This window comes from Streptomyces sp. NPDC059455 (genome assembly GCF_042750115.1).
Taxonomy (GTDB): Bacteria; Actinomycetota; Actinomycetes; order Streptomycetales; family Streptomycetaceae; genus Streptomyces; species Streptomyces endocoffeicus.
The window spans coordinates 25,603-30,975 of record NZ_JBHYVB010000142.1 but is presented as its reverse complement, the minus strand read 5'-3'; the positions used below and the strand labels follow the sequence as shown (position 1 = coordinate 30,975).

The 5,373-nt window shown below is 73.5% G+C and carries 1 pseudogene; it reads left to right on the top strand.

Annotated elements, in window-relative coordinates:
* Nucleotides 1-54 precede the first annotated feature (54 nt).
* Nucleotides 55-5,331 (top strand): annotated as a pseudogene (locus ACFXB5_RS37085) (type I polyketide synthase); the annotation flags it as partial.
* Nucleotides 5,332-5,373: the final 42 nt, after the last annotated feature.

Below are 5,373 nucleotides of genomic sequence, written 5' to 3'. Positions count from 1 at the left end.
CTCGTCCTGGTCGACCTCGACGGTCATGACGACTCGCGGGCCGCGCTGCCCGCCGTGCTCGCGAGTGGCGAGGCCGAGGTCGCGGTGCGGGAGGGTGTCCTCAAGACGCCACGCCTGGCCCGCGCCGCGTCCACCGCCGACAACGCGGCCCCGGAGTGGAACCCGGGTGGCACGGTGTTGGTCACCGGCGCGTCCGGTTCGCTGGGCGGTCTGTTCGCCCGCCACTTGGTGGCCGATCGCGGCGTACGACATCTTCTGCTGGTGAGCCGTCGCGGCGACCAGGCGCCGGGCGCGACCGAACTCAGCACCGAGCTGGCCGAGTTGGGCGCCGCAGTGGCGTGGGCGGCGTGTGATGTGGCGGATCGGGACGCGCTTGCCGCGACCCTCGCCACCATCCCCGCCGAGCATCCGCTGACGGCGGTCGTGCACACCGCAGGCGTGCTGGACGACGGCGTGATCGGCTCGCTCACCCCCGAGCGCATGGCCGGGGTGCTGCGCCCGAAGGCGGACGCGGCCTGGAACCTCCACGAGCTCACCCGCGACCTCGACCTGTCGGCGTTCGTTCTCTTCTCCTCGGCCGCCGGTGTCTTCGGCGGCCCGGGTCAGGGCAATTACGCGGCCGCCAACGTGTTCCTGGACGCCCTCGCCCAGCACCGCGCCGCCCAGGGCCTGCCGGCCACCGCGCTGGCGTGGGGCCTGTGGGCCGGTGGCGGTATGGGCGACACCCTGGACGAGGCCGACATCACCCGGATGCGGCGGGCCGGAGTGCCCCCGCTGCCGGTGGCGGAGGGGCTGCGGCTCTTCGACGCCGCGCTGACCGTCGACGAGGCGTCCCTGGTGCCGATGCGCCTGGACCTCGCGGCGCTGCGCAACCAGCCCGCTGTCTCGCCGCTGCTGCGCGGTCTGGTGCGGGGCCCGGCGCGGCGCGCGGTGGACGCGGTGGCGGCGGGCGGCGAGTCGGGCCTGGCCGGGCGGCTCGCCGGGCTGTCCGAGCCCGAGCAGGAGCGGCTGCTGCTGGATCTGGTCCGGGCGCAGGTGGCCACCGTGCTCGGCTACGCGGGCGCGGAGACCATCGGCTCCGGGCGGGCGTTCAAGGAGCTGGGCTTCGACTCGCTGACCGCCGTAGAGCTGCGCAACCAGCTCAACAGCGTCACCGGGCTGCGGCTGCCCGCGACACTCATCTTCGACTATCCGGACCCGCAGGTCCTGGCCCGCCATCTGCGGACCGAGCTGGTGGGCGAGGAGTCGGCGGAGGTGCACCCCCCGGTCCCGGTGGCGGCCGTCACCGAGGACGAGCCGATCGCCATCGTCGGTATGAGCTGCCGCTACCCGGGCGGGGTCACCACCCCCGAGGAGCTGTGGCAGCTTGTCATCGGCGCCACCGACGCCATCTCCGACTTCCCCGTCGACCGTGGCTGGGATCTCGACGCGCTCTACAGTGACGACCCCGACCAGGTGGGCACCAGCTACACCCGCGAGGGCGGCTTTCTGCACGACGCCGCCGACTTCGACCCGGACTTCTTCGGGATCAACCCGCGCGAGGCCATGGCGATGGATCCGCAGCAGAGGCTGCTGCTGGAGACGTCGTGGGAGGCGTTCGAGCGGGCCGGGATCGACCCGGCGGCCGTACGCGGCAGCAAGACCGGTGTCTTCGCGGGCGTCATGTACCACGACTATCTGACCCGGCTGACCGCCGTCCCCGAGGGACTCGAGGGCTACCTCGGCACCGGCGGCGCGGGCAGCATCGCCTCGGGCCGGGTGGCGTACACGTTCGGTCTGGAGGGCCCGGCGGTCACCATCGACACGGCGTGTTCGTCGTCGCTGGTGGCGCTGCACCTCGCCGCGCAGGCGCTGCGCAATGGCGAGTGCTCGCTGGCGCTGGCCGGTGGTGTGACCGTCATGGCCACCCCGGACACGTTCATCGACTTCAGCCGCCAGCAGGGGTTGTCCACGGACGGCCGCTGCAAGTCCTTCTCGGCCTCGGCGGACGGCACCGGCTGGTCCGAGGGCGTGGGCATGTTGCTGGTGGAGCGGCTGTCGGACGCGCGGCGCAACGGCCACAAGGTGCTGGCGATCGTGCGCGGCTCCGCCATCAACCAGGATGGCGCCTCCAACGGTCTGACGGCGCCCAACGGCCCGTCCCAGCAGCGCGTCATCCGCGACGCGCTCACCAGCGCCCGGCTCACCACCGCCGATGTCGATGTGGTGGAGGCGCACGGCACGGGTACGACACTGGGCGACCCGATCGAGGCCCAGGCCCTGCTCGCCACCTACGGCCGCAACCGGCCGGAGGGGCAGCCGCTGTGGCTGGGCTCGCTGAAGTCCAACATCGGCCACACGCAGGCCGCGGCGGGTGTCGCGGGCATCATCAAGATGATCATGGCGATGCGCCACGGAGTGCTTCCGCGGACCCTGCACATCGACCAGCCCACCCCGCATGTGGACTGGTCGGCGGGCGACCTCGAGCTGCTGACCGAGGCCCGGCCGTGGCCGGAGCTCGACCGGCCGCGCCGGGCGGCCATCTCGTCGTTCGGTGTGAGCGGCACGAACGCGCACACGATCATCGAGCAGCTCCCGGTCGTCGAGGAGACCCCCGCGACCGGTCGTCCGGTGGCGGAGCTGCCGACGGTGCCGTGGGTGCTCTCGGGCAAGTCCGAGGCCGCCCTGCGCGGCCAGGCCGAACGGCTTCTCGCCCACCTCGACACGCGCCCCGAGCTGAACACCACGGACGTCGGCCACTCGCTGGCCACGGGCCGAGCGGCGCTGGAGCGGCGCGCGGTGGTCATCGGCGAGAACCGCGCCGGGCTGCTGTCCGGCCTGGAGGCGCTCGCCGAGGGTCGTACGGCGGCCGGGCTGATCCAGGGAGCGGTGGCCGAGGGCGGCAAGGTGGCCTTCCTGTTCACCGGGCAGGGGAGCCAGCGGCTCGGGATGGGGCGTGAGCTGTACGACGCCTATCCGGTGTTCGCGGAGGCGCTGGACGCGGTGTGCGATGAGCTGGACGGACACCTTGAGCGGCCGTTGAAGACGGTGCTGTTCGGGGATGACGCCGAGGCGTTGGATCAGACGGGGTTCACTCAGCCTGCGTTGTTCGCGGTTGAGGTGGCGCTGTTCCGGCTGGTTTCGGAGGCGTGGGGTCTGCGGCCCGATTTCCTCTCCGGGCATTCGATTGGTGAGTTGGCCGCCGCGCATGTGGCGGGTGTGCTCTCGCTCGCGGATGCCGCGAAGTTGGTGGCGGCGCGTGGGCGGTTGATGCAGGAGCTTCCGGCGGGTGGCTCGATGATCGCGGTGCAGGCGTCGGAGGACGAGGTGCTGCCGCTGCTCACCGATGGCGTGAGCATCGCCGCCCTCAACGGGCCTACGTCCGTTGTCATCGCGGGTGATGAGGACGAGGCTGTCGCCATCGCTGCTTCGTTCGAGACGCAGGGCCGTAAGACCAAGCGGCTCACCGTGAGCCACGCGTTCCACTCGCCGCGCATGGACGGGATGCTGGAGGCGTTCCGCGAGGTGGCGCAGGGCCTGTCGTACGAGGCCCCGCGCATCCCGATCGTCTCCAACCTCACCGGGAACGTGGTCTCCGCCGAGGAGATCACGACGGCCGACTTCTGGGTGCGCCACGTCCGCGAGGCCGTCCGCTTCCTCGACGGCGTACGGACGCTGGAGGCCCAAGGCGTCACCAGCTACGTCGAGTTGGGCCCCGACGGTGTGCTCACCGCCATGGCCCAGGAGTGCGTGTCCGGCGATGCCGCCGCCTTCGTCTCGGCGCTCCGCAAGGGGCGTACCGAGCCGGTGTCGCTGACGGCGGCGCTCGCCGCGCTGCACACCCGGGGGCTCGCCCTGGACTGGGCGGCGTTCTTCGCCGGTGCGGGAGCCCGCGCGGTCGAGCTGCCGACCTACGCCTTCCAGCGGCAGCGCTTCTGGGTCGAGAACCCGGAGGAGGTCCGCGAGGCCGTCGCGGCCATGGATTCCGTGGACGCGCGGTTCTGGGAGGCCGTCGAGCGGGAGGACTTGGAGGCCCTGGCCGGGACGCTCCAGTCCGAGGACGCGGACGCCGACGCGCTCTCCTCGCTGGGCGCCGTTCTGCCGATGCTGTCCTCGTGGCGGCGCCGCCAGGGCGAGCGGTCCACCGTGGACGCCTGGCGCTACCAGGTGACCTGGAAGCCGGTGGCCGCCCGCGTCGAGGGGACGCTGACCGGCCGCTGGCTGGTCGTCACCCCGGCCGACGCGACGGTCGGCGGGGCGGACGGCGGGACGGTCGGCGAGGCGGACGGCGCACTGGCCGAGGATGTCGTACGGACGCTGTCCGCGCGCGGCGCCGAGGTGCGGACCGTCGAGCTGACCGCCGCAGACCGTACGGGCATGGCCGAGTTGCTGCGCGAGGCGATCGCCGACGCCCCGGCGGCCGGGGTGTTCGCGCTGCCGTCCCTGACGGAGGGGGCCGACGGGCTGCTCCGCACGGCCGCCCTGGCGCAGGCGCTGGGCGATCTGGCCGTGGACGCGCCACTGTGGGTCGCCACGCGCGGCGCGGTCTCGACCGGCCGGGCGGACGGTCCGGTGGACCCGTGGCAGGCGCGGGTCTGGGGCCTGGGCCGGGTCGCGGCCCTGGAACTGGCCGAGCGGTGGGGCGGTCTGGTCGATCTGCCGGAGACGGTGGACGACCGTGCGCTGTCCCGCCTCGCGGGCGTGCTGGCCGGTGGCGACGGCGAGGATCAGGTGGCGGTGCGCGCCTCCGGTGTCTTCGGCCGTCGGCTGACCCGGGCCACCGAGACCGCCGCAAAGACCGCAAAGACCGCTAAAACCGCCAAGTCCGCCGCCAAGGCCGAGCGTGGCCGCGACTGGCGGCCGGGTGCGGGCTCTGTGCTGGTGACCGGCGGTACGGGCGCGCTGGGCGGGCATGTGGCCCGCTGGCTGATCGACAAGGGCGCCGAGCACGTGGTGCTCACCAGCCGCCGTGGCCTCGACGCGCCCGGCGCGGCCGAGCTGCGGGACGAACTCGCCGCCTCGGGCGCCCGGGTCACCGTCGCCGGCTGCGACGCCGCCGACCGCGAGGCGCTGGCCGCGCTGGTGGCCGGGCTCCCGGCCGAACTGCCGCTGACGGCGGTGGTGCACGCGGCCGGGGTGCTGGACGACGGCGTGCTCGAGTCGCTGACCCCCGAGCGTTTCGCCACCGTCCTGCGTGCCAAGGCCGATGCCGCGGCCAACCTGCACGAGCTGACGCGGGACCTGGACCTGACGGCCTTCGTCCTGTTCTCGTCGTTCGCGGGCTCGATCGGCACCGCAGGTCAGGCCAACTACGCCGCCGCCAACGCCTTCCTGGACGCGCTCGCCGAGCGCCGCCGGGCCGAGGGCCTGCCCGCCACCTCGGTGGCCTGGGGC